This is a genomic window from Tardiphaga robiniae (assembly GCF_013359755.1).
GTDB lineage: Bacteria > Pseudomonadota > Alphaproteobacteria > Rhizobiales > Xanthobacteraceae > Tardiphaga > Tardiphaga robiniae.
The window spans coordinates 71,738-92,710 of sequence record NZ_JABMCJ010000067.1; the positions used below are offsets into that span (position 1 = coordinate 71,738).

The window sequence follows — 20,973 nt, forward strand, 5'->3', positions numbered from 1 at the left end:
CCTCAGGCTGCGGTGCGGTAGACCTCCGAGCATCATCCTGTGCGAACGGTATTCCTTGCAGGACTAATCTCTTCTGGCAATTATCGCTTTTCATGGCCTCACGAACCAAATCCGCATTCCTGCAAATCCATTCCATCATCGGCCTGGCGATCTCGCTGATCCTCGGCCTGATCGGGCTGACCGGCGCCATGCTGAGCTTCGAGGACGAAATCGTCGCTGCGTTGAACCGCGATGTGGCGAAGGTCGATCCACGGCCGGCGCCTGTATTGTCACCCGACGCGTTGGTGGCGCTGGTGCAGGCAATCCCCGGGTCGGGCAAGGTCGCCATCGTGACCATGTCGAGCGATCCCGGGGCTGCCGTGCGCATCCGGGCCCGGGGCGAAGGCGGCGAACGCGCGTCGGTCTATGTCGATCCCTATGATGGTCACGTGCTCTCGGCCATGCGCGGCGAGGGCTTCTTCGTCACATTGCGCAACCTGCACCGCTTTCTGCTGCTGCCCGGCAACGGCAACGGCGTCGGGCGCCAGATTACCGGCATTTCCGTGCTCGGCCTCTTCGTGCTGCTGATCTCCGGACTGGTGTTGCGGTGGCCGCGCCGCGTCCGCAGCATCAAGAGCGGTATCAAGACTTGGCTGAAGCCGAATCTCGCGATGCCCGGTCGTCCGTTTCACTGGTCGCTGCACAGTGTCACCGGGACCTGGGTTTTGCCGATCTATCTGGTGAGCATTCTCACCGGCCTGTGGTGGTCGTTCGACTGGTACAAGGACAGCGCCATCTCGCTGCTGTCGAACAAGCCCGCTGTGACTGCGTCGGCGCCGCGCCCGGCCAAGGAAGGTCCCAAGGGTGGCAAGAAAGCGCCCGAGAGTGCGGCTGACGCACCTGCCGCGCCGTCATTCGACAAGGTCTGGTCGACGTTCCTCGCCGATCAGGGTAGCCGCTACGCGATCGTTAACATGCAAATGCCGAATGGTGCGGGAAGTGTCATGCGTGTCCGCTCGGTAGCGAAAGATGCACCATTCGAGGAAGCACGCGACGAATTTCGTATCGACGGTGTGACCGGGCGCATGGTGTCGGCGGAGCGCTATAACGATAAATCCACGGGCGATCGCATCCTCGCGGCGGTGCTGCATATCCACACCGGCGCATTTTTGGGTCTCCCGGGCCGCATCCTGTTCATGCTGGCCGCGGCCTTGATGCCGCTGTTCACCGTGACCGGCTTCATCCTGTATTTCTCGCGCCGCCGCCTGCGTGCGGCATCGAAGCCCGGGCGCCGTCATGCGGTCAACCTGGTGCCCGGCGAGTAAGCCGCTCCGTTCCCGGATCAAGGATGAGTCAGGGGCGCTGTGCTCTCGTCGGAGCCGGATGAGGTCGTGGATCGGGCCTGCATCGCAGAGAAATGCGCCTGCGACCATCGGAACAGTTCGTCGAAGACCGGCCTGAGCGCTCTCGCCGATTCCGTGATTTCATATTCCACCCTCGGAGGTATCTCGGCGAAGACCGTGCGCTTGACGAGTCCGTTGGACTCGAGATCGCGCAGTTGTGTCGTCAGCATGTGTTGCGTGACACTCGGAATCGCTCGCTGCAGTTCTCCAAACCGGTGCTTGCTCTGGACCAGTTGCCAGAGGATCTCACACTTCCATTTGCCGGTAATCATCCCCAGCGCCCGATGAAAATCTTCTACTTCCCGGCCCTGCTGACATTCGGGGAGCGCGATATCGCCTGTTTTTCCATTAGTCATGTTTTTCATACTATCTCAGAAAAAGCATTCTACTTGTCTTTTTCATCTTACTGCCGAAATTTGTGCTTCGAAAGCGCGCCGTGGATCTGAAGCAGGCTTTGCCGTCAGCCGCGCCGGCGAAACCGTTTTGACCATCTTCGGAGCTGCCCATGTCATCGTCTTCCGTCACCTCGTCAGCGCCGCGGCGCTGGACCTCCGTCAGTCTCTGGGCCGTCAGGGGCTTGCTCGCTCTTGCGTTCGTCGCTGCGGGGACTGCCAAGCTTTACGGCGTGCCGATGCTCGTCGAAGAGTTCGAACATATCGGTCTTGGGCAATGGTTCCGCTATCTGACCGGCACGCTCGAAATCCTCGGAGCGGTCCTGATTATCATTCCGTCAACGGTCGCGTTTGGCGCGGCCCTCCTGTGCTGCATCATGATCGGTGCGATTTTCACGCACGTGTTTGTCATTGGCGGCTCACCGGTTCCAGCGATCGTGCTGCTCGCATTGAGTGGTATCGTGGCTTACGCCAAGCGCAGCATGATCCTCAGGTAGCGAGCGCTCATCGTTCTCACCCGGCTATCCACGTTGCCGTTGGAAAAAGCCGAACCTTCAGTGTGTTCGAGTGCAAGCGATGATTTCAATGCGGAGTTATAGCGGCAAGGCTTTGGCCACGGTGGCGTTCGGTCTGGCGTTTGCGGCACCGTTATTCGTCACTCTGGCTTTGACGGACGCAGGGTCCGCCATTTCAAAGCCGTGGGCGCCGGAGACGAAGCCTGCGGCGGCCAAGGCACATCGTCTCGTGCTGCAGATCAACACTGATGACCCGACCGTCATGAGAGCGCTGATTTCGACGTCGCTAAACCTGCCGAAATACTATCGGGAGACGAAGCAGGACTTCTCGATCGAAATCGTCGCTTACAACGCCGGTATTCATATGTTTCGAGTGGACACGTCGCCGGTCAAGGAACTGCTGAAGGTCGTCCAGGCTCTCACCCCTGACATTCGCTTCGTGGTCTGCGAAGCGACCAAGCTCGGTATGGAGCGCAGCGAGGGCCATCCGATTTCGTTTATCGATAACGTTCAGATGGTTCCGAGCGGGCCTGGACGGATCATCGAGCTGCAGGAAGCGGGTTGGTCCTATATCCGATCCTGAGCAGCACCCTTCGCGACCCTATTTGATGCCCATCGGAGGCTCGACCGTGACAACACCGCACCGCGGACGGGCTATTGCTCGCTCGCCAATCTCGCGACGTAAGCTGCTCAAAGGGGCATTGGCCACGACGGCCGCATTGGCTGTGAGGGGCGCTGCCGCGGATGCGCGGCCTGACGGGCCGCCGCCCTTTGGCACCGCCCGGCATCAGTTCACCGTCATCCGGGGAGCGCGGCCGATCCCGTCCGTTGCGGTGCCTCGCCTCGTTGGCAAGCCGGTTGATCTGACCGCGTTTCCAGGAAAGGTCGTTCTGGTCAATTTCTGGGCGACATGGTGCCCGGCCTGCAAGACCGAGTTGCCGATCCTTGATCGGCTTCAGGACATCGAGACACGCGCAAATTTGCAGGTTATCGCGATCGCCACCGATCGCGCAGACGTCGCTTCGTTCGTGCGCAACCTGAAGCTGAGACATCTCGATGTCGGTATCGACCCTGGTGGACTGGTCGCGCGTGCCGGCGAGGTTGCTGCTCCGGATACTCCGTTCAGCCTTTACGCGATGCCTATCTCATATCTGATCGGGACGACGGGGCAGGTCGAGGGATATCTTGCAGGGGAGGCCGACTGGACATCTGAAGATGCCCGGCGATTGCTGGACTATTACAGAGGGCGTGGTTCCGGCTAATGCTGCCGGGTTCAAAGCCTATGGCAGCTTGTCGTAACCCTCGCCGATGCCGTTGAGGCTGAGCGGGAAGCCGATGCCTTCTTCGGGCGTTTCGAAGATGATGAAGGTGGCAGTCTTGGCGGTGCGGAGCTGGGCGAGCAGCTTGTCGTCCATCACGACTTCGGCAACGCAGCCATTGGGCAGGCAGCGCACGAAGCCGGCGCGGCCGACGTCCTGATTGTCGAGCTTGAGGCCGAGGCCGGATGGCAGCAGCACGCCGAGCGGCGCCACCACGCGCATCAGCTTGCTCTTCTGGTCGGCGGTCTTCAGCACGATCACCGTCAGGCCGGCATTGGAGCGGTCTTCCGCCACCACGCTCTGGATCAGGGCACATTGTTCGGCCTGGGCACCGGGCGGGGTGTCGCAGCGGATCTGCCAGTCGCCATGAACCGAGCGCACCGCACCCTGGGCGCTGGCGGTAGCCGGGACGGCGGCGATCGCCGCCAGGGCGAGACAACCGAGCGCCAGCCGGCGCCAGCCTGCGATCCCGCGGGCCGGGCGGTTCAGGGTCGATTTATACTGCAACTTCGAGTGCCCCATCCGGGTCGATTCCTTAGGCGGTGACGTGGTGGTCGTAGTCCAGGGCAGCACGCTTGACGCTGTCTGTCCGGAGGATTTTTCCAGACCACGGAATGATACGGCAATGACGGCGCCTTGAAGGCATCCACGGAGCCACGAAAGCGCTCGCAGGCGCGAATCAGCATCCTGCCGATCGCCTGATCTGTGCCTACATCGGACAATTCCGCTGTCAAGCGCCGTTCGGCTGCCGCACGCCTGTTTATGCCTGATTTCATGCAGCAATTGCGACCTTCGTTCAATACCGCCGAATGCATTACGGGATGCGCCACTCCTGCATTGCGACAGACCGCGAATTATGGTTTGAGAGGCTAGATTTCGACGCATTCTAACAACTGCCTCCAGGCCAATCACTTGGGCGTTTTGGCAAATTGGCAGGGTGCGGATCGGGCGGCATAATTCGGCGACAGGCCGAAATGCGACAGTAAATATGGGAGCGCGAGCGGCATGAGGATGTCGAGGGGCCAGATTGGCCGCCGGTTGCTGGGGTTAGCAGTTGTTGGGGCCGGGCTTGCTTTTGGCGGTGCTGCATTCGCAGAGGTGATGGGCCAGCCCGCGCCGTGGGAATTCAAGCTGCAGGAAGCCGCCACGCCGGTGATGGAGAACATCACCTGGTTTCATAATTTCCTGCTCTGGCTGATCACCGCCATCACACTGTTCGTGCTTGTACTTCTCGTCATCGTGGTGATGAAGTTCAACTCCAAGGCCAACCCGGTCGCATCCAAGACCACGCACAACACGCTGATCGAAGTGGCGTGGACGATCATCCCGGTTCTGATTCTGGTCGCTGTGGCGGTGCCGTCGTTCCGTCTGCTGTTCCTAGAACTCGATATTCCAAAAGCCGACCTGACCATCAAGGCAACCGGCAAGCAGTGGTTCTGGACCTACAGCTATCCCGACAACGGCCCGTTCGAATTCGACTCGCTGATGGCCGCTGACAAGCAGCCGCGCCTGCTTGCCGTTGATAACGAAGTCGTCGTTCCCGTGAACAAGGTCGTGCGCGTGCAGACGACCGCCGCGGACGTCATCCATTCCTTCGCGATCCCGTCCTTCGGCATCAAGATCGACGCCGTTCCGGGCCGTCTGAACGAGACCTGGTTCAAGGCCACCAAGACCGGCATGTTCTACGGCCAGTGCTCGGAACTGTGCGGTAAGGATCACGCGTTCATGCCGATCGCGATCCGCGTCGTCAGCGATCAGGAATTTACCGCATGGGTCGAGACCGCGAAGAAGAAGTTCGCGTCCAATCCGGCGAATTCCTATGCTTCGGCCGGAACTGCTGTGGCGCAGTAAGCGGGTGGCGGAGCCGCGAGGCTCCGCACGCACTGTAAGAAATTAGGGCGAGGGGACCGCAAGGTCCAAAGACTGCCAGAAGAAGACAAAGCAGGATTTGAAAATGGCAACGACCGCGGCAACACCGGCTCACGACGATCACGCCCACGACGATCATGCGCATGCGCATCCGACGGGGTGGCGGCGCTACGTCTATTCGACGAACCATAAGGACATCGGCACGATGTACCTTATCTTCGCGATCGTGGCGGGCGTCATCGGCGGCATCATGTCGATCCTGATCCGCATCGAGTTGATGTATCCGGGCGTCCAGATCTTCCACGAAAGCCACACCTACAACGTCTTCGTCACCTCGCACGGTCTGATCATGATCTTCTTCATGGTGATGCCCGCGATGATCGGCGGTTTCGGCAACTGGATGGTGCCGCTGATGATCGGCGCGCCGGACATGGCCTTCCCGCGCATGAACAACGTGTCGTTCTGGCTGCTGCCGGCTGCCTTCGCGCTGCTCATCATCTCGACCTTCGTGGAGGGCGAGCCCGGCGCGAACGGCGTCGGTGCCGGCTGGACCATGTATGCGCCGCTCTCGACATCGGGCCATCCCGGGCCTGCCGTCGACTTCGCGATTCTGGCGCTGCATATCGCCGGTGCGTCGTCGATCCTCGGTGCTATCAACTTCATCACCACCATCTTCAACATGCGTGCGCCGGGCATGACCCTGCACAAGATGCCGCTGTTCGTGTGGTCGATCCTGGTCACCGTGTTCCTGCTGCTGCTGTCGCTGCCGGTTCTGGCGGGCGCCATCACCATGCTGCTGACGGACCGTAACTTCGGCACCACCTTCTTCGCCGCAGACGGCGGCGGTGACCCGATCCTGTTCCAGCATCTGTTCTGGTTCTTCGGTCACCCCGAAGTGTACATCCTGATCCTGCCCGGCTTCGGCATGATCTCGCAGATCATCTCGACCTTCTCGAAGAAGCCGGTGTTCGGCTATCTCGGCATGGCCTATGCGATGGTGGCCATCGGCGGCATCGGCTTCGTCGTCTGGGCGCACCACATGTACACCGTCGGCATGTCGTCGGCGACGCAGGCCTACTTCGTTGCCGCCACGATGGTCATCGCGGTGCCCACCGGCGTGAAGATCTTCTCCTGGATCGCCACGATGTGGGGCGGTTCCATCGAGTTCAAGGCACCGATGCTGTGGGCCGTGGGCTTCATATTCCTGTTCACCCTCGGCGGCGTCACCGGTGTCGTGCTGGCCAATGCCGGCGTCGATCGCGTGCTGCAGGATACCTATTACGTCGTCGCGCACTTCCACTACGTGCTGTCGCTAGGCGCCGTGTTCGCCATCTTCGCCGGCTGGTATTACTGGTTCCCGAAGATGTTCGGCTACATGTATTCGGAAACCATCGCCAAGGCGCATTTCTGGGTCACCTTCATTGGCGTGAATCTGGTGTTCTTCCCGCAGCACTTCCTGGGTCTGTCGGGCATGCCGCGCCGCTATGTCGACTATCCGGATGCCTTCGCCGGCTGGAACCTGGTGTCGTCGATCGGCTCCTACATCTCCGGCTTTGCCGTGCTGATCTTCATCTACGGTGTGATCGAAGCTTTCGTCCGCAAGGAACAGGCTGCGAACAATCCGTGGGGTTCGGGCGCGACCACGCTGGAATGGACCCTGAGCTCGCCACCGCCGTTCCATCAGTTCGAAGTGCTGCCGCGCGTTCAGTAAGTGTTTTTCGTGCGGCGCTCTTGGGTGCCGCACCGAGTTAATGCCTCCGCCGAACTCGCAAGGGTTTCGGCGGAGTGCTCGTAACAAAAGTGAGAATGATCTTGTCCGTCCTCGACCACCATACCATCGACCTGTCTGCCCCCCGCATCTCCGAAGCGGGTGTTGCCGACTACATCGCGCTGCTCAAGCCGCGGGTGATGTCGCTGGTCGTGTTCACGGCGATGGTCGGTTATTTCCTGGCGCCGGGCGATCATCACCCGGTGCTGGCGATCACCTCGATCCTCTGTATCGCTGTCGGCGGCGGCGCCTCCGGCGCGCTGAACATGTGGTACGAGGCCGATATCGACGCGCTGATGTCGCGCACCGCCAACCGCCCGATCCCGCGCGGTCGCATCACCCGGCCGGAAGCACTGACCTTCGGTCTGGTGCTGGCCTTCTTCTCGGTGATGACGCTCGGCATCCTTGTCAACTGGCTCGCCGGCGCGCTGCTCGCTTTCACCATTTTCTTCTATGTCGTGATCTACACCATCGCTCTGAAGCGCTGGACTGCGCAGAACATCGTCATCGGCGGTGCAGCCGGTGCGCTGCCGCCGGTCGTCGCCTGGGCTGCGGCGTCAGGAACGCTCTCGATGGAGCCCGTCCTGCTGTTCTTGATCATCTTCTTCTGGACCCCGCCGCATTTCTGGGCGCTGGCCCTGTTCCGCAACGACGATTACACCCGCGCCGGCGTGCCGATGCTGCCGGTGGTCGCCGGTCCCGATGCGACCCGGCTGCAGATTCTGCTCTACACTGTCGTGCTGGTTGCGACCGCCGTGGCCCCGTGGCCGCTTGGCTATTTCTCGGCCGTCTACGGCGTGGCGTCGCTGATCCTCGGCGCCGGCATGATGTATCTCGCCGTGCAGGTCTATCGTCTGCGCGAAGGCACGCCTGCCAATCGCGCGACGCGCAAGCTGTTTGCTTTCTCGATCGTCTATCTGTTCGCGCTGTTTGCCATTCTGTTGCTCGAGGTGGTCGTGAAGGCCATCCTCCCGATGGTCTGGTAGAGGGGCGCATGATCCCATGGACAATGAGCGCAAGCCTACCGAGCCAGAGGGCATCGTCCTCACCGAGGCGCAGAAGAAGAGCCGGCGCGAACGCTCCCTGGCCATCGCCTGGGCGCTCGGCATCCTCGTCGTGCTGTTCTTTGCCGTCACCATGGTCAAAGGGCCGGCCGTTCTCATCCGGCCCATGTAATGACAAAAGCTGAGTGACATGACCGATCAGCCGCAGATCCAGCCAGTCGAAGTGAGCAGCCCGCGCAGCGATAAGAATGCGCGCCGCGGTCTGGGTCGCGATGCGACTGTGGCTGCGGCGTGCGGTCTGCTCGTGGCCTTCATGGTCGGCGCGTCCTACGCCGCCGTGCCACTGTATAACTGGTTCTGCCGCGCCACCGGCTTCAACGGCACCACGATGGTGGCGAGTTCGGCACCCGCGACGGGCCCGATCGCACGCAAGATCGCCGTCCGCTTCGACGCCAACGTGTCCGGCGGCCTGCCATGGAAATTCGTCCCGGAGCAGAGTGAGATCGAGGTCAAGATCGGCGAGGTCGTGACTGTATTCTACACCGTGACCAACCAGTCCGCCCGCACCACCTCCGCACAGGCTGCCTATAATGTGGCGCCGCTGACGGTGGGTGCGTATTTCCAGAAGATCAATTGCTTCTGCTTCACTGACCAGACCCTGGCGCCCGGTGAGAAGCGCGAAATGCCCGTCGTATTCTATGTCGATCCTGCGCTGGCCGCGGATAGCGAGAATGACGGACTGAAGTCGATCACACTGTCCTACACGTTCTACCCCCTGCGCGATCCGGCGCCGAAGCCGCTAGCGGCGACGGAGACTGACAAGCGCAAGGGTAACCTCTAAGAGAAAGCTCTGAGAGAAATCCCGGAGCGTTCCGAGTTATAAAATTGAGAGAACTCGCACCGGCTTCAACCGGCGCAGCTGACGGAGAGAACCGCAATGGCTACGGCGCAAGCTAAGCACCACGACTATCACCTCGTCGATCCCTCGCCGTGGCCGGCGGTAGGCTCGCTGTTCGCCTTCATCATGGCGGTCGGCGCTGTCAGCTGGATGCATCACATGTATGCGGCGGCGCCCATCGTGTTCGGCGTCGGCACTATCGGCGTGCTCTATGTGTTCGCAAGCTGGTGGACCGACGTGGTTCGCGAAGCCCAGTACAAGGGCGACCACACCCGCGTGGTGCAGATCAGCCATCGCTACGGCATGATCCTGTTCATCGCCTCGGAAGTGATGTTCTTCGTCGCCTGGTTCTGGGCCTACTTCAATTCGTCGCTGTTCCCCGGCGATCCCGTGCACGCCACACGCGAGGCGCTGTTCGGTGGCGTCTGGCCGCCGAAGGGCATCCAGACTTTTGATCCCTGGCACCTGCCGCTGCTCAACACGCTGATCCTGTTGACCTCGGGCACCACCGTCACCTGGGCGCATCACGCCCTGCTGGAAGGCGATCGCAAGGCTGTGAAGTATGCGCTGATCCTCACTGTGTTGCTCGGCGCAGCCTTCTCCTGCGTGCAGGCGTTCGAATATGCCCACGCCGCTTTCGGCTTCAAGGGCAACATCTACGGTGCGACCTTCTTCATGGCGACCGGCTTCCACGGTTTCCACGTGCTGGTCGGCACCATCTTCCTCTTGGTCTGTCTGTTCCGCGTCTATGCCGGTCACTTCACGCCGAAACAGCATCTCGGCTTCGAATTCGCCGCCTGGTACTGGCACTTCGTGGACGTGGTCTGGCTGTTCCTGTTCGTCACGATCTATGTCTGGGGCTATGGCGGCCCCATCGCCGGCGCGGCCGCGCACTGATCGCATTCGGGTGCTACAAGAGGGCGGCCGCAGGGCCGCCCTTTTTGTTTGGCGCTTGCGCCGTGAAAGAATTCGACTCGATGCCCGATCAAGCCGCTGTTCCCGTCACGCTTGGCCAGACCGTCATTCGCGGCCTGACCTGCAAATGCCCGCGCTGCGGTGAGGGCAAGCTCTATGCGGGCTTCATCAATCTGGCGCCGCGCTGCGAGCGTTGCGAACTGGACTATGCTTTCATCGACAGCGGCGATGGTCCGGCGATCTTCATCATCATGCTCGCCGGTGCCATCGTGGTCGGTTGCGCGCTGGTGGTGGAGCTCAAGTATCAGCCGCCATTCTGGCTGCATGCCGCATTGTGGCTGCCGCTGATTCTCGCGACCACGCTGCTGCCATTGCGCTCAATGAAGTCGCTGCTGATCGCCCTGCAATTCCACCACAAGGCCTCCGAAGGCCAACTCATCGATCGCACGCCGAAATGAACACAGTTGCAGCGCGCCGGCGCAGTATCACCGGTCTCGGCATCGTCACGCTCATCATCGTCGGTGTGCTCCTCAGCCTCGGCTTCTGGCAGTTGCAGCGCCGTACCGAGAAACACGCGTTGATCGCCGCACTCACGGAGCGCCTTGCAGGTGCGCCCGGCGCATTGCCCGCGCCGGCCACATGGAGCGCGCTGACCCCGACGAAGGACGAATTCCGCCGCGTCAGCTTCTCGGCCACCTACAAACCCGTGCCGGACGGCATGGTTTACAGCTCCGGCTCCGGCGTGCGGCCCGATGTGCCCGGCCCGGTGACCTGGGCTTTCCTGCCGGCGCAGCTGGCATCCGGCGAGACTGTCGTGATCAATGCGGGCTTCGTGCAGAACACGATGCAGGATCGCGCCCAGCAGGACCGCGCCGTGCAGAAGCTCATCACCGGCACCCCCGTGACCCTGACCGGCTATCTGCGCTTTCCCGAAACCGCGGGCACGTTGACGCCCCATGACGACGTCAGCAAGCGCCTCTGGTTCAACCGCGACCAGCGCGCCATGGCGCAGGCGCTCGGCTGGGGTGCTGTGGCCCCGTTCTATGTCGATCTGGAAAGTCCCGTGCCGGCCAACGTCATCCCGAAGCCCGGTCCGCTCGAAATCCACCTCAAGGATGACCACATGCAATATGCCATCACATGGTTTGGCCTCGCGGCCGCCGTGGTGATTGCCTTCGGGGTCTGGATCAGGGGCCAGCGGCGGGCCTGAACCCTGGCCAAAGTCGGTTTCCTCGCCCGGCGAAACCCATTATGGTGCCCTTCGATTTCACGCGGCGTGAAGTTTTAACCCCATTATTATCAAAGGCTTGGCGGTTTCCGCGCCTTTGGAGGACGCCTTGACGACCTATATCTCGACGCGGGGAGAGGCCCCGAAACTCGGTTTTTGCGATGTCATGCTGACCGGGCTTGCCCGCGACGGCGGTCTCTACATTCCCGAGGTCTGGCCCCAGTTGTCAGCCGAGACCATCGCGTCGCTGTTCGGCCGGCCCTATTGGGAAGTCGCCGTCGAGGTGCTCCGGCCATTCGTGGCCGGCGAGATTTCCGACGAGGATCTCGGGCGCATGGCCAATGAGGCCTATGCCACCTTCCGCCATCCCGCCGTGGTGCCGCTCGACCAGACCGCGCCGAACCAGTTCGTGCTCGAGCTGTTTCATGGCCCGACGCTGGCGTTCAAGGACGTCGCCATGCAGCTCATCGCGCGGCTGATGGATCACGTCCTCGCCAAGCGCAATCAGCGCACCACCATCGTGGTCGCGACCTCGGGCGACACCGGCGGTGCCGCCGTCGATGCCTTTGCCGGCCGCGACAATGTCGATCTTGTCGTGCTGTTTCCGAACGGCCGTATTTCCGACGTGCAGCGTCGCATGATGACCACGACCGGCGCGTCGAACGTCCATGCGCTCGCCGTCGAGGGCCATTTCGACGATTGCCAGGCGATCGTGAAGGGTCTGTTCAATCATCACAAGTTTCGTGACGCCGTGTCGCTGTCGGGTGTGAACTCGATCAACTGGGCACGTATCGTTGCGCAGGTTGTTTACTACTTCACCTCGGCCGTCGCGGTCGGTGCGCCTGCACGCAGCGTTGATTTCACGGTACCTACCGGCAATTTCGGCGACATCTTTGCCGGCTATGTGGCCAAGCGCATGGGTCTGCCGGTGCGCAAGCTGCGCGTCGCCGCCAACGTCAACGACATCCTCGATCGCACGCTCAAGACCGGCATCTACGAGGTGCGTGAGGTTCACGCCTCGTCGTCGCCGTCGATGGACATTCAGGTGTCGTCGAATTTCGAGCGCCTGCTGTTTGAAGCCTCCGGCCGCGATGCTGCGCTGGTGCGCGGCTTGATGGATTCGCTCAAGCAGTCCGGTCGTTTCGTGCTGCCCGAGAAAGTGCTGACCGCGATCCGTGCCGATTTCGAATCCGGCCGCGCCGATGAGGATGAGACATCGGCTGCCATTCGCGCGGCGTGGCGCGAAACCGGCGATCTGATCGATCCGCATACCGCCGTGGCATTGGCCGTCGCCGATCGCGACACCACCGAGATGCATGTGCCCAATGTCGTGCTGTCGACAGCGCATGCAGCGAAATTCCCCGATGCAGTCGAAGCCGCTTGCGGCGTCCGGCCGGCATTGCCGGTCTATCTGGAAGGGCTGATGACGAAGCCCGAGCATATTAAGGTCATGAAGAATGACCAAAGCGATATTGAGCAGTTCGTGCTGTCGGTCAGCCGCGCTGCGAAGCAAGGAGTGTCCTGATGACTGTCGAAGTTACCAAACTGCCTTCGGGCCTGACGGTCATCACCGATACCATGCCGCATCTGGAAACCGCCGCGCTCGGCGTCTGGACCGGCGTTGGTGGCCGCGATGAGAAGCCCAACGAGCACGGCATCTCGCATCTGCTCGAACACATGGCGTTCAAGGGCACCAAGAAGCGTTCGTCGCGCGAGATCGTCGAGGAGATCGAGGCGGTCGGCGGCGATCTCAATGCCGCGACCTCGACCGAAACCACAGCCTATTACGCCCGCGTGATGAAGGCCGATGTGCCGCTGGCGCTCGATGTGCTCTCGGACATTCTCGCCAATCCCACTTTCGTGCCGGACGAGCTGGAGCGCGAGAAGAGCGTGATCGTGCAGGAGATCGGTGCGGCACAGGACACGCCGGACGATGTCGTGTTCGAACATCTCAACGAGCTCTGCTATCCCGACCAGCCGATGGGCCGTTCGCTTCTGGGCACCGCCAAGACGCTGAAAGGTTTCGACCGCGACATGCTGCAAAGCTACCTGTCCACGCATTATCGCGGGCCGGACATGGTGGTGGCTGCAGCCGGCGCCGTGAATCATCGCCAGGTCGTGCATGAAGCCGCCGATCGCTTTTCCAGCTTCGAAGGTACTGCCGCTCCGAAGCCGCAGCCGGCGATGTTCGGCAAGGGCGGTTCGCGTGTGGTCAATCGCGATCTCGAACAGGCGCATCTGACGCTGGCGCTGGAAGGTTTGCCGCAATCGGACCTGTCGCTGTTCAGCCTGCAGGTCTTCACCAACATTCTCGGCGGCGGCATGTCCTCGCGGCTGTTCCAGGAAGTGCGCGAAAAGCGCGGCCTCTGCTATTCGATCTACACCTTCCACGCGCCCTATACCGACACCGGCTTCTTCGGTCTCTATACCGGCACCGATCCTACCGATGCGCCGGAGATGATGGAAGTCATCGTCGATGTCATCAACGAGTCGGTGGAGACATTGACCGAAGCCGAAATCGCACGCGCCAAGGCGCAGATGAAGGCCGGTCTGCTGATGGCGCTGGAGAGCTGCAGCTCGCGTGCCGAACAGCTGGCGCGGCACATGCTGGCCTATGGCCGTCCGCTCACCGTGGAAGAGCTCGTCCAGCGCATCGATGATGTCAGCGTGGAATCGACCCGCAATGTCGCCCGTGGCTTGCTGACGCGCAGCCGCCCGGCCGTGGCGGCGCTCGGCAGCGGCCGGGGGCTGGACACGGCAGTGGCTTTTGCGGAAGGATTGACCCGCGCCAAGGACAAGAGCCTGCTTCACTAGGCAGGTGAGGTCCGAGGCATCAGGGAGCGAGCCTATGGCCCTGTTTCGTTTGCCATCGAGCATGCCGGCGGCGCTGGCGCCGCGCGGCTACGGCGTTGCATTGCGTGCACCCGTGATGAGCGATTTTCCGCAATGGGCCGATCTGCGTGAGCTGAGCCGGGGTTATCTCACGCCGTGGGAGCCGATCTGGCCGTCAGACGACCTGACGCGCTCCGGCTTTCGCCGCCGGCTGCGCCGCTATGCCGACGATGCGTCCGCCGATCGCGCCTATCCGTTTCTGGTGTTTCGCGAGTCCGATGGCACGCTGCTGGGCGGCGTGACGCTCGCCAATGTGCGCCGGGGCATCGTTCAGGCCGGCACCATCGGCTATTGGGTCGGCCAGCCCTATACCGGGCAGGGCGTCATGACCGCGGCGCTGCGGGTGCTATTGCCGACGTTGTTTGGCGAGTTGAACCTGCACCGCATCGAGGCGGCCTGCATTCCCAGCAACCTGCCGTCGGTGCGGGTGCTGGAGAAGTGTGGCTTCTCGCGCGAGGGACTGGCGCGGCGTTATCTCTGCATCAATGGCATCTGGCAGGATCACCTGCTTTACGGCATGCTGCATGAGGACTTCCGCGGGTAGTCGTGCTGCAACGCGATGTCCGGATGTGGTGCAATGGCGCGCATCTGTCCTCTCTCAAGCGCCTTGTTTAAGTGCCTTGGGTTCGCCGCCATTGCGCTGTTATAAGGCCCTGCGCACGCCTTGGGCGGGGCTGCGCAAACGACTGAATTTCCGGGGATATCTTCATAATGCGCAACATTCGTTCGATGCCGATCAGCGGCCGCACCGGCGCGCTCCGCGGCCTGCTGGTGATCACTGCAGCAAGCCTGACGCTGGCCGGTTGCGGCGGCGGCAGCATGTTCGGCGGCGGTTCGCCGAGCAGCAGCAGCGGCGGCGGCAGTCCGTCGATGACCGATCGCTTTACCCAGTTGTTCTCGGGCAAGTCCACCGAGGTCGGCGCGCCGCAGTCGCCGCAGACCGATGAGAACGATCTGACCTGCCCGAGCGTCAGCATCCGGCCGGGCGCCTCGACCTATGCGGTCGGCGCTGCGGGCAAGCCTGCGGTCGGCAACGATCTGGCTTTCCAGGCCACCATCACCCGGACAGCGCGCTCCTGCGATCTCAATGGTGGTCAGATCTCGGTCAAGATCGGCATCCAGGGCCGCGTCATCGTCGGGCCGGCCGGCGCGCCAGCAGTGGTCGATGTGCCGCTGCGTGTCGCCGTGGTGCAGGAAGGTGTGACGCCGAAGACCATCGCCACCAAGGTGTTCCAGACCAATGTACAGATCGGCAGCGAGACCAGCGTGCCGTTCAGCCTGGTCGGCGAGGATCTCGTCTATCCGGTGCCGACGGGTACCGCAGGCGATTCCTACATCTTCTATATCGGCTTCGATCCGCAGGCCCTGAAATCGCAGGCACCCGCACGCAAGCGGCGCTAAGGGGTTGTCCGAGCCAACAAAAAAGCCGGCGCGATGATCTCGCGCCGGCTTTTTAGTTTGAAGTCTTTCGCTTAGTTCAGCTTGGAGCGAACTTCGCCGATGCCCTTGGCGATCAGGTCGTCGGCCACCGAGCCCTTTACCGACTGCGACAGTACCGAGGCTGCGGCATTCACTGCGGCTTCGGCTGCGGCTGCGCGAACATCTGCGATAGCCTGGGCTTCCGCCATTGCGATCTTGCCTTCTGCGCTCTTGGTGCGGCGAGCGACAAAATCTTCCATCTTGGTCTTGGCTTCGGCGGCAATGCGCTCGGCCTCTTCCTTGGCGGACGTGATGATGTCCTGCGCTTCGCGCTCGGCCGCTGCATGACGCTTCTTGTAGTCTGCGAGCAGCGCGGCGGCTTCATCACGCAGGCGACGGGCGTCGTCGAGTTCCTGCTTGATACGGACGCTGCGGTGGTCGAGCGCCGTCAGGATGGTGCGGTGAATACCGAACCAGCCGAAAACCGCCATCAGAAGGACAAAAGCGACGGCGACCCAGAATTCAGCTTGAAGTCCGAACATCCGTTTATCCTTTCAGCGACGCGTCGAGCGCGGCGTTGACGGCGCCTGCATCCGGGCTGATGCCCGTCAGACGTTCGACGATCGCCGAGGCCGTGTCCGCAGCAATGCTGCGCACATTGCCCATCGCCGTTGCGCGGGTGGTGGCGATGGTCTGCTCCGCTGCAGCAAGCTTGGTGGCAAGGCTCTCTTCGAGCTTCGCCTTGGCCTGCTCCTGTTCCGCATTGAGCTTCTCACGAACTTCGGTCGCCATCGCCTGCGCCTTGGCGCGAGCATTGGCGAGTTCGGTTTCGTAAGCCTTCAATGCAGCGTCGGAATCGCCCTTGAGCTTGGCGGCTTCGTTCAGGTCCGTATCGAGAACCTGCTGACGGGCCGCAAGCACGCCGCCGACGCGGGGCAGCGCCAGACGCGACACGATCAGATAGAGCAAGCCGAACGCGATCGCGAACGACACCAGCTGTGAAGCGAAGGTGTTGCTCTCGAACGGCGGAAACGACGCCTTGTGACCACCGTCTGCCGCAGTGTGCGCGGCAGTCCCGTGATCGGCGCCCTTGGATTTGCCCTGACCTTCAGCCACAGCAGTCTCCTTATCGATCGGAAGCACTCCAGGACGGAGCGGCAACCGGATCCGTTTTCAGCTTAGACGGCGAACAGCAGCAGCAGCGCGATCAGCAGCGAGAAGATGCCGAGCGCTTCGGTCACGGCGAAGCCGAAGATCAGGTTAGCGAACTGGCCCTGGGAAGCCGACGGGTTGCGGAGCGCACCGTTGAGGAACTGGCTGAAGATCATGCCGACGCCGATGCCAGCGCCACCCATGCCGAGACAAGCAATGCCGGCGCCGATGTACTTCGCTGCGATGGGATCCATAGTAAAACTCCTTCTTGGGATAGGGGATTAAGACAGTTGAGGGGTGGAATTCCGCCAGAACACTAAAACGCGGTTAGTGGCCCGGATGAAGTGCGTCGTTGAGATAGATGCAGGTCAGGATCGTGAACACATAGGCCTGCAGGAAGGCGACCAGCAGCTCCAGCGCGGTCAGCGCCGTGGTCATGGCCAGCGGCAGCACCGAACCGAAAATGCCGAGTGCGCCGAGTGCGCTGAGCGAGGTCACGAAGCCGGCAAAAACCTTCAGTGTGATGTGGCCGGCCAGCATGTTGGCGAACAGACGGACCGAATGCGACACCGGGCGGGACAGGAACGAGATCACCTCGATCACCGTAACCAGCGGCAGGATGTAAATCGGAATACCGTGCGGCACGAACAGCTTGAAGAAGCCGAGACCGTTTTTGTAGAGGCCGTAGAGCAGCACGGTCAGGAACACCATCAATGCCAGCGCGACGGCGACGATCAGATGGCTGGTGACGGTGAAGGTATAGGGGATGATGCCGATCAGATTCGCCGTCAGGATGAACATGAACAGCGAGAACACGAACGGGAAGAACTTCATCCCTTCTTCGCCGATGCTACTGCGCACCGTATTCGAGACGAATTCGAAGGACAGCTCGGCGACCGACTGGAAACGGCTCGGGATCAGCGCACGTCCGGCGCTGCCGCCGATCATCAGCAGCGACACGACGGCGACAGCGCCGAACATATAGGCCGATGAGTTGGTGAAGGCGATTTCCTGATTGCCGATATGGCCCAGGGTGAAGATCTTGTGGATCTCAAATTGATGGATCGGATCGGCCATCCACGTCGGTCTTTCAATTCGGCCGGAACGTCCGGCGTTTCCTTGCCGGACAGCCGGCACTCAAATGCTGCGCCAACGACGCGGAGGTCTTGGGCGCGAATTTCTTATTCCGCTTTTTTTCCGACCCCAGCCGAGCGCATCACGTTCATCACGCCGGCGACGAAGCCGAGCAGCATGAGAACGATCAGCCCCCACGGCGATGTCGACAGCAAACGATCGAAGCCCCAGCCCAGAATCGTTCCGACGACGACGCCCGCGACCAGTTCCGAAGAAAGACGGAGACCCACCGCCATGGCCGATGCCCTGGACTGCGCGTTTCCGCTTCCAGTTTCGGATTGGTCAGTCTGAAGTTTGCGCTCATCCTGAAGTTTGGACAGACGCTGATTCAGACTTCCGAGCCTTGCGGAAAGCGCAGCCTCATCGGGAGACGATTTGCCATCGTTTCTGCGTTCACTGTCATCGTCCCGTGTGCCGTTCGTCATGCTTGCGACACTCGAAATAACGCTGCAAATGCTGGAAATAACGCCCCATCACCCTTCAAAGCCGGGCGGACCATACTTAGCGCATCTTGCCAAGTCAAGATTCGCTGATCGCCCGTTAGTGCTTTGATTCATTTGATTTTATTGACGAAATTCGAATCCCGCTGCGCGGGATCGCCGCAGCGCAAGAATGACTTTCGAGGTGATCTATCTTGCACGGCGCAGGGCGCTCTGTTGGAGTACCGCAGAGTTTGAAAACGCCCCTGCCGGAGCCCGGAATGTCTCAAGAGATCGACTACTATTTTTCGCTGCCATCGCCCTGGGCCTATATCGGCCACACGCTCTTTCGCGATCTCGTAAGTACTTATGATCTCAAGGTGAATCATAAGCCGGTATTTCTCGGCGATCTGTTCTCGGAAACCGGCGGCCTTCCGCTGGGCAAGCGTCATCCGGTGCGGCAGCGCTACCGGATGCTTGAATTGCAGCGCTGGCGCGACAAACGCGGTCTCGATTTTCATCTGCAGCCGAAGAACTGGCCATTCGATGGCCGACTCGCCGATGGTCTGGTGATCGCGGCGCTCGAGGCTGGACACGATCCGGACCCGTTCCTGCGCCGTGCATTTCCCGCGGTCTGGGAAGGTCAGCTCAATCTCGGCGACACGGCCGTGCTGACCAGGCTGGCGGATGATTCGGGGCTGCCGGGCGCGAAACTGCTAGAGCGCGCAGCGTCCAGCGATGTGGCTGCGATATACGAACAGAACCGTCAGGAGGCGATTGCGGCTGACGTGTTCGGCTCGCCGGCCTATGTGCTCAACGGTGAAGTATTTTGGGGGCAGGACCGGCTCGAATTGCTGGCTGATGCGTTGAAGGCGAAGCGGGCGCCTTTCAAATCTCAAATCTGAGCACATTTGAGAGTAAAGGCGGCTATCGCCCCGAACTCGCAACGCGGAGCATCTCCATGAAGAATGCTGTGGTGCGTTTTGCCTCCCCCGGACAGCCCATGCGGTACGCTGCGCGGGTTGGCGCGGTTCTGATGGCCGGGATCGTCAGTGCGTCTGCGCAGGCCCTCCCGGACATCGAGAATGGCCGTTATTCGCTGTCGCCGATCGCTGAAGGCGTCATCCGCCTGGATACCCGCACCGGCACGGTTTCGACATGCACGGATAAGGGATCCGGCTGGGCCTGCTATGTCTTGCCGGATGAACGTGCCGCGCTCGATACCGAGATCGGGCGGTTGCAGAGGGACAACGACAAGCTGAAGGCGGAGCTTGCCCAGCGCGGTCCAGCCGTCGCCGGCAAGACCGATGAAGCGCTCCCGAAGCAGGATTCGCTGAAGCCCGGAAAACCAGGGAGTGCGGATGGCGAGAGGAAGATCGAGATTCCGCTGCCGAGCGAACGCGACGTCGATCGGGTGATGGCCTTTGTCGAAAACGCGTGGCGTCGCCTTGTCGACATGGCCAGCCGCATCCAGCGCGATTCCAGCGGGAAGATCTGAGCGCTGCGAGTTTAGCGCCGGATGGCAGCGCTCACATAGCTGACTGGTATTATCGCAGCGCCTTTTGCCGCGATATCGAGAATAATTCGGTACTAGCAGAGAGGAGCCAAATCGTACGTTTTTCGACTTAAGGGAGCACTTTGATGCCGAGATTTTATTTTGATCTCGTCGATGGGACGACCGTGCCCGACGCTTCCGGGCAGATTTTGCGCAATGAATTGCTGGCCGCTGAGGTCGCCGACAAGCTCGCAGGCGATATTTACAAGATCAGGCCCGAGCTCCGCGGCAAGCACTTCGCCATTTCCGTCCGCAACGAAGAGGGCGAGGAAATTCACCGCGCAGATGTGGTTAGCTCTGACGATTAACGCAGTGCGCAGCTCTTATTTGCGGTCGAGCCCGATATCGTCGCCATCGCCATGGATGGCGTCGCGGTCGGCTTGATCGGTCTTGTCTGCGTCCTTAATCACCGCTTTCTCCTGCGCGCGCTGTTCGTCCTTGCGTGGCCCCGGCCCCGGAATGTCCCTTGATGTTTTAGGCTTCATGGCGTTTTCCCTTGTCCATCCTGATTGAAGTGGGAACGCCATCTCGGCGTTTTGGTTCATCAGAAGATCCACCAGTCGAAAGGTTCGCGTCGTGACATCAGCCAGATCCATCACGCACAGCGCGCTGTCTGCAGTTCGCATCGAAACCGTCGTGTCGTCGCTACTGACGGTGCAGACATCCGGTGCGGGTTTCGTCGATCTGACCCGCGAGGTCGGCAAATTCCTGAGCGAGATCGGGGCCCGTGAAGGTGCGTTGACGCTGTTCGTCCGCCATACCTCAGCGTCGCTCACCATCCAGGAAAACGCCGATCCTTCCGTGCTGGTCGATCTCATGAAAACGCTCGATCGTCTTGCGCCTCAGGATTTTAACTGGACGCACGATACGGAGGGTCCCGACGATATGCCGGCGCATGTTCGTACCATGCTGACCGCAACCTCGCTGCACATCCCGGTTCTGTCAGGCAAGCTCGCGCTTGGAACCTGGCAGGGGATCTATCTGATCGAACACCGCGCCCGCCCGCATCGCCGCGAGGTGGTGCTGCAGTTCGTCGGCGCGACCTGACGCTCGCAGATCTGCCGAAACAAAAAAAAGGCCGCGGATTGCTCCGCGGCCGGTTTGTCGTCGTC

General features: G+C 61.5%; 28 protein-coding genes. 20 read left to right on the plus strand and 8 right to left on the minus strand.

What is annotated here, in order from left to right; genetic code table 11:
- Positions 1 to 92: 92 nt before the first annotated feature.
- Complete coding sequence (locus HP556_RS03440) at positions 93 to 1,304, plus strand: PepSY-associated TM helix domain-containing protein (protein WP_175365926.1); 1,212 nt, start codon at positions 93 to 95, stop codon at positions 1,302 to 1,304.
- A 17-nt stretch (positions 1,305 to 1,321) separates the two neighbouring features.
- Here HP556_RS03440 and HP556_RS03445 read toward each other — a convergent pair whose 3' ends face one another.
- Positions 1,322 to 1,654 (minus strand): winged helix-turn-helix transcriptional regulator, encoded by a 333-nt coding sequence (locus HP556_RS03445; RefSeq protein ID WP_420878641.1) that lies wholly within the window; start codon positions 1,652 to 1,654, stop codon positions 1,322 to 1,324.
- A 233-nt stretch (positions 1,655 to 1,887) separates the two neighbouring features.
- On the opposite strand from HP556_RS03445, the gene HP556_RS03450 reads away from it, so the two are divergent.
- The 3 genes from HP556_RS03450 (at position 1,888) to HP556_RS03460 (ending at position 3,551) form a co-directional block, all read left to right on the plus strand.
- The gene (locus HP556_RS03450) at positions 1,888 to 2,271 is read left to right on the plus strand and encodes a DoxX family protein (RefSeq protein WP_175365927.1); all 384 of its coding nucleotides are present in this window, start codon (positions 1,888 to 1,890) and stop codon (positions 2,269 to 2,271) included.
- Between the two features lie 88 nt (positions 2,272 to 2,359).
- The gene (locus tag HP556_RS03455) at positions 2,360 to 2,872 is read left to right on the plus strand and encodes a DsrE family protein (RefSeq protein ID WP_089266825.1); all 513 of its coding nucleotides are present in this window, start codon (positions 2,360 to 2,362) and stop codon (positions 2,870 to 2,872) included.
- Between the two features lie 46 nt (positions 2,873 to 2,918).
- Positions 2,919 to 3,551, plus strand: coding sequence for a TlpA family protein disulfide reductase (locus HP556_RS03460; protein WP_338117527.1), 633 nt, complete (start codon positions 2,919 to 2,921; stop codon positions 3,549 to 3,551).
- 18 nt (positions 3,552 to 3,569) lie between these two features.
- On the opposite strand, the gene HP556_RS03465 is transcribed toward HP556_RS03460, so the two are convergent.
- On the minus strand, positions 3,570 to 4,130 hold the full coding sequence (locus tag HP556_RS03465) for an invasion associated locus B family protein (RefSeq protein ID WP_246297366.1): 561 nt from the start codon (positions 4,128 to 4,130) through the stop codon (positions 3,570 to 3,572).
- A gap of 483 nt (positions 4,131 to 4,613) precedes the next feature.
- Here HP556_RS03465 and coxB point away from each other — a divergent pair, with 483 nt between their 5' ends.
- From coxB to HP556_RS03525, 12 genes are all read left to right on the plus strand, one after another.
- Positions 4,614 to 5,459, plus strand: a complete 846-nt coding sequence (gene coxB / locus HP556_RS03470) for a cytochrome c oxidase subunit II (protein ID WP_175365929.1) — start codon at positions 4,614 to 4,616, stop codon at positions 5,457 to 5,459.
- Positions 5,460 to 5,562: 103 nt separating this feature from the next.
- Positions 5,563 to 7,188 (plus strand): cytochrome c oxidase subunit I, encoded by a 1,626-nt coding sequence (ctaD, locus tag HP556_RS03475; protein ID WP_089266829.1) that lies wholly within the window; start codon positions 5,563 to 5,565, stop codon positions 7,186 to 7,188.
- 101 nt (positions 7,189 to 7,289) lie between these two features.
- The gene (locus tag HP556_RS03480) at positions 7,290 to 8,231 is read left to right on the plus strand and encodes a heme o synthase (protein WP_175365974.1); all 942 of its coding nucleotides are present in this window, start codon (positions 7,290 to 7,292) and stop codon (positions 8,229 to 8,231) included.
- Between the two features lie 16 nt (positions 8,232 to 8,247).
- Positions 8,248 to 8,421, plus strand: a complete 174-nt coding sequence (locus HP556_RS03485) for a CoxF protein (protein ID WP_120288167.1) — start codon at positions 8,248 to 8,250, stop codon at positions 8,419 to 8,421.
- An 18-nt stretch (positions 8,422 to 8,439) separates the two neighbouring features.
- Positions 8,440 to 9,090 carry a cytochrome c oxidase assembly protein gene (locus HP556_RS03490; protein ID WP_175365930.1) on the plus strand — a complete coding sequence of 217 codons (651 nt, stop codon included), beginning with the start codon at positions 8,440 to 8,442 and terminating at the stop codon, positions 9,088 to 9,090.
- 96 nt (positions 9,091 to 9,186) lie between these two features.
- Positions 9,187 to 10,044, plus strand: a complete 858-nt coding sequence (locus tag HP556_RS03495; RefSeq protein ID WP_175365931.1) for a cytochrome c oxidase subunit 3 — start codon at positions 9,187 to 9,189, stop codon at positions 10,042 to 10,044.
- An 80-nt stretch (positions 10,045 to 10,124) separates the two neighbouring features.
- Entirely contained in the window at positions 10,125 to 10,520 is a 396-nt protein-coding gene (locus HP556_RS03500) for a DUF983 domain-containing protein (RefSeq protein WP_175365932.1), read from the plus strand.
- Positions 10,517 to 11,272 (plus strand): SURF1 family protein, encoded by a 756-nt coding sequence (locus HP556_RS03505; protein WP_175365933.1) that lies wholly within the window; start codon positions 10,517 to 10,519, stop codon positions 11,270 to 11,272. The genes HP556_RS03500 and HP556_RS03505 overlap by 4 nt, the downstream gene beginning before the upstream one ends.
- Positions 11,273 to 11,399: 127 nt before the next feature.
- Positions 11,400 to 12,815: a threonine synthase gene (thrC, locus tag HP556_RS03510; protein WP_175365934.1), complete on the plus strand. Its 1,416-nt coding sequence runs from the start codon at positions 11,400 to 11,402 to the stop codon at positions 12,813 to 12,815.
- Positions 12,815 to 14,104, plus strand: a complete 1,290-nt coding sequence (locus HP556_RS03515; RefSeq protein ID WP_093761650.1) for a M16 family metallopeptidase — start codon at positions 12,815 to 12,817, stop codon at positions 14,102 to 14,104. Before thrC ends, HP556_RS03515 begins: the two co-directional genes overlap by 1 nt.
- A 34-nt stretch (positions 14,105 to 14,138) precedes the next feature.
- Positions 14,139 to 14,726, plus strand: coding sequence for a GNAT family N-acetyltransferase (locus HP556_RS03520; RefSeq protein WP_175365935.1), 588 nt, complete (start codon positions 14,139 to 14,141; stop codon positions 14,724 to 14,726).
- A 167-nt stretch (positions 14,727 to 14,893) separates the two neighbouring features.
- Entirely contained in the window at positions 14,894 to 15,583 is a 690-nt protein-coding gene (locus HP556_RS03525; RefSeq protein ID WP_246297368.1) for a hypothetical protein, read from the plus strand.
- Positions 15,584 to 15,654: 71 nt separating this feature from the next.
- Here HP556_RS03525 and HP556_RS03530 read toward each other — a convergent pair whose 3' ends face one another.
- From HP556_RS03530 to HP556_RS03550, 5 genes are all read right to left on the minus strand, one after another.
- Positions 15,655 to 16,143, minus strand: a complete 489-nt coding sequence (locus HP556_RS03530) for a F0F1 ATP synthase subunit B family protein (RefSeq protein WP_068732624.1) — start codon at positions 16,141 to 16,143, stop codon at positions 15,655 to 15,657.
- Between the two features lie 4 nt (positions 16,144 to 16,147).
- On the minus strand, positions 16,148 to 16,717 hold the full coding sequence (locus HP556_RS03535) for a F0F1 ATP synthase subunit B family protein (protein WP_089266933.1): 570 nt from the start codon (positions 16,715 to 16,717) through the stop codon (positions 16,148 to 16,150).
- A 62-nt stretch (positions 16,718 to 16,779) separates the two neighbouring features.
- Complete coding sequence (locus HP556_RS03540) at positions 16,780 to 17,007, minus strand: F0F1 ATP synthase subunit C (protein ID WP_068732626.1); 228 nt, start codon at positions 17,005 to 17,007, stop codon at positions 16,780 to 16,782.
- 73 nt (positions 17,008 to 17,080) lie between these two features.
- Complete coding sequence (locus HP556_RS03545) at positions 17,081 to 17,830, minus strand: F0F1 ATP synthase subunit A (RefSeq protein WP_089266839.1); 750 nt, start codon at positions 17,828 to 17,830, stop codon at positions 17,081 to 17,083.
- A 104-nt stretch (positions 17,831 to 17,934) separates the two neighbouring features.
- Complete coding sequence (locus tag HP556_RS03550) at positions 17,935 to 18,312, minus strand: AtpZ/AtpI family protein (RefSeq protein WP_089266840.1); 378 nt, start codon at positions 18,310 to 18,312, stop codon at positions 17,935 to 17,937.
- A 275-nt stretch (positions 18,313 to 18,587) separates the two neighbouring features.
- Between HP556_RS03550 and HP556_RS03555 the strand changes: the two genes are divergently transcribed.
- The 3 genes from HP556_RS03555 (at position 18,588) to HP556_RS03565 (ending at position 20,169) form a co-directional block, all read left to right on the plus strand.
- A complete protein-coding gene (locus HP556_RS03555; protein ID WP_120288171.1) occupies positions 18,588 to 19,211 on the plus strand; it encodes a 2-hydroxychromene-2-carboxylate isomerase in 624 nt (207 codons plus the stop codon).
- A 98-nt stretch (positions 19,212 to 19,309) separates the two neighbouring features.
- Entirely contained in the window at positions 19,310 to 19,804 is a 495-nt protein-coding gene (locus HP556_RS03560; protein ID WP_175365976.1) for a hypothetical protein, read from the plus strand.
- 143 nt (positions 19,805 to 19,947) lie between these two features.
- Positions 19,948 to 20,169: a DUF6894 family protein gene (locus HP556_RS03565; protein WP_089266842.1), complete on the plus strand. Its 222-nt coding sequence runs from the start codon at positions 19,948 to 19,950 to the stop codon at positions 20,167 to 20,169.
- Between the two features lie 15 nt (positions 20,170 to 20,184).
- On the opposite strand, the gene HP556_RS03570 is transcribed toward HP556_RS03565, so the two are convergent.
- Positions 20,185 to 20,406, minus strand: coding sequence for a hypothetical protein (locus tag HP556_RS03570; RefSeq protein WP_175365879.1), 222 nt, complete (start codon positions 20,404 to 20,406; stop codon positions 20,185 to 20,187).
- 31 nt (positions 20,407 to 20,437) lie between these two features.
- On the opposite strand from HP556_RS03570, the gene HP556_RS03575 reads away from it, so the two are divergent.
- Positions 20,438 to 20,908, plus strand: a complete 471-nt coding sequence (locus tag HP556_RS03575; protein WP_175365936.1) for a secondary thiamine-phosphate synthase enzyme YjbQ — start codon at positions 20,438 to 20,440, stop codon at positions 20,906 to 20,908.
- The last annotated feature ends 65 nt before the right edge of the window (positions 20,909 to 20,973 follow it).

Bases quoted from the DNA above. Each gene is read 5' to 3' on its own strand.
- HP556_RS03440 (WP_175365926.1), top strand. From the start codon at position 93: ATGGCCTCACGAACCAAATCCGCATTCCTGCAAATCCATTCCATCATC.
- HP556_RS03445 (WP_420878641.1), bottom strand. From the start codon at position 1,654: ATGATTACCGGCAAATGGAAGTGTGAGATCCTCTGGCAACTGGTCCAG.
- HP556_RS03450 (WP_175365927.1), top strand. From the start codon at position 1,888: ATGTCATCGTCTTCCGTCACCTCGTCAGCGCCGCGGCGCTGGACCTCC.
- HP556_RS03455 (WP_089266825.1), top strand. From the start codon at position 2,360: ATGCGGAGTTATAGCGGCAAGGCTTTGGCCACGGTGGCGTTCGGTCTG.
- HP556_RS03465 (WP_246297366.1), bottom strand. From the start codon at position 4,130: ATGGGGCACTCGAAGTTGCAGTATAAATCGACCCTGAACCGCCCGGCC.
- coxB (WP_175365929.1), top strand. From the start codon at position 4,614: ATGAGGATGTCGAGGGGCCAGATTGGCCGCCGGTTGCTGGGGTTAGCA.
- ctaD (WP_089266829.1), top strand. From the start codon at position 5,563: ATGGCAACGACCGCGGCAACACCGGCTCACGACGATCACGCCCACGAC.
- HP556_RS03485 (WP_120288167.1), top strand. From the start codon at position 8,248: ATGGACAATGAGCGCAAGCCTACCGAGCCAGAGGGCATCGTCCTCACC.
- HP556_RS03490 (WP_175365930.1), top strand. From the start codon at position 8,440: ATGACCGATCAGCCGCAGATCCAGCCAGTCGAAGTGAGCAGCCCGCGC.
- HP556_RS03495 (WP_175365931.1), top strand. From the start codon at position 9,187: ATGGCTACGGCGCAAGCTAAGCACCACGACTATCACCTCGTCGATCCC.
- HP556_RS03500 (WP_175365932.1), top strand. From the start codon at position 10,125: ATGCCCGATCAAGCCGCTGTTCCCGTCACGCTTGGCCAGACCGTCATT.
- HP556_RS03505 (WP_175365933.1), top strand. From the start codon at position 10,517: ATGAACACAGTTGCAGCGCGCCGGCGCAGTATCACCGGTCTCGGCATC.
- HP556_RS03515 (WP_093761650.1), top strand. From the start codon at position 12,815: ATGACTGTCGAAGTTACCAAACTGCCTTCGGGCCTGACGGTCATCACC.
- HP556_RS03520 (WP_175365935.1), top strand. From the start codon at position 14,139: ATGGCCCTGTTTCGTTTGCCATCGAGCATGCCGGCGGCGCTGGCGCCG.
- HP556_RS03525 (WP_246297368.1), top strand. From the start codon at position 14,894: ATGCGCAACATTCGTTCGATGCCGATCAGCGGCCGCACCGGCGCGCTC.
- HP556_RS03530 (WP_068732624.1), bottom strand. From the start codon at position 16,143: ATGTTCGGACTTCAAGCTGAATTCTGGGTCGCCGTCGCTTTTGTCCTT.
- HP556_RS03540 (WP_068732626.1), bottom strand. From the start codon at position 17,007: ATGGATCCCATCGCAGCGAAGTACATCGGCGCCGGCATTGCTTGTCTC.
- HP556_RS03545 (WP_089266839.1), bottom strand. From the start codon at position 17,830: ATGGCCGATCCGATCCATCAATTTGAGATCCACAAGATCTTCACCCTG.
- HP556_RS03550 (WP_089266840.1), bottom strand. From the start codon at position 18,312: ATGACGAACGGCACACGGGACGATGACAGTGAACGCAGAAACGATGGC.
- HP556_RS03555 (WP_120288171.1), top strand. From the start codon at position 18,588: ATGTCTCAAGAGATCGACTACTATTTTTCGCTGCCATCGCCCTGGGCC.
- HP556_RS03560 (WP_175365976.1), top strand. From the start codon at position 19,310: ATGCGGTACGCTGCGCGGGTTGGCGCGGTTCTGATGGCCGGGATCGTC.
- HP556_RS03565 (WP_089266842.1), top strand. From the start codon at position 19,948: ATGCCGAGATTTTATTTTGATCTCGTCGATGGGACGACCGTGCCCGAC.
- HP556_RS03570 (WP_175365879.1), bottom strand. From the start codon at position 20,406: ATGAACCAAAACGCCGAGATGGCGTTCCCACTTCAATCAGGATGGACA.